A 733-nucleotide genomic window follows, 5' to 3' on the forward strand; every position below is an offset into this window, starting at 1 on the left:
CGTGCTCGCGCTGCCGGGTCAGCCGGCGCAGGTGGCCGCCGCGGCCCGCGGCTGGCGGGTGCTCGAGCCGGGGGTCGACACGCGCGGCGTCCGGTGGGGGTAGGCGGGACGATCCGCGCCTCGTCGGGTGTTACATTGGCGACGTACCGCAGCGATCGTCCCGTCGGTGGACGCTCGGCCACCGGGACCCTGCTCATCGACGTCGGGTCCCGGAAGCTCAGCGGCTTCCCTGACGGATGCTCGCACACTCGGTACGGATCCACGGTTCTGTGCACTTCCCGCACCCGTGGTGTTCGTCCACAGCTGCCCGTCGCTCGGGCAGACATCGCGACCGCGCCGATCTGGTGGCCCGTCGCTGACGAGGGGGAAGGACCTTCGTGACCAACAGCACCGACATCGCTGCCACCCCAGGGGCGCAGACCGCCCCGGGGGCCGAGCCCGCCCCCCGCTCCGGCAGCCTCTCCGCGCTCCGGCTGCCGCAGCTGCAGGCGCTGGCCTCCGAGCTGGGCATCAGCGGCACCGGCCGGATGCGCAAGGTCGACCTGCTCAGCGCCATCCGCGCCCACCAGGCCGGGTTGCCCGTGCCCACCACCGCCGCCGCCACCGGGACCCGCGCGCCGCGGCGCGGCACCGCCCCCGCCGGTGAGCCCACCACCGAGGTGGTCCCGGAGCCCGGGCGCGTCGCCGCGCCCGCAGCCCCCGAGCCGGTGGCGGTCGTGGAGCAGGCGCCGCC

The 733-nt window shown here is 76.3% G+C and carries 1 protein-coding gene; it reads left to right on the forward strand.

Going from position 1 to position 733, the window contains the following annotated elements:
- Nucleotides 1-377: 377 nt before the first annotated feature.
- The coding region (locus ABEB16_RS14045) for a Rho termination factor N-terminal domain-containing protein (RefSeq protein ID WP_345712864.1) at nt 378-733 on the forward strand (356 nt) is incomplete at its 3' end.

The sequence above is a fragment of the Kineococcus glutinatus genome (assembly GCF_039542765.1).
GTDB classification, from domain to species: domain Bacteria; phylum Actinomycetota; class Actinomycetes; order Actinomycetales; family Kineococcaceae; genus Kineococcus_A; species Kineococcus_A glutinatus.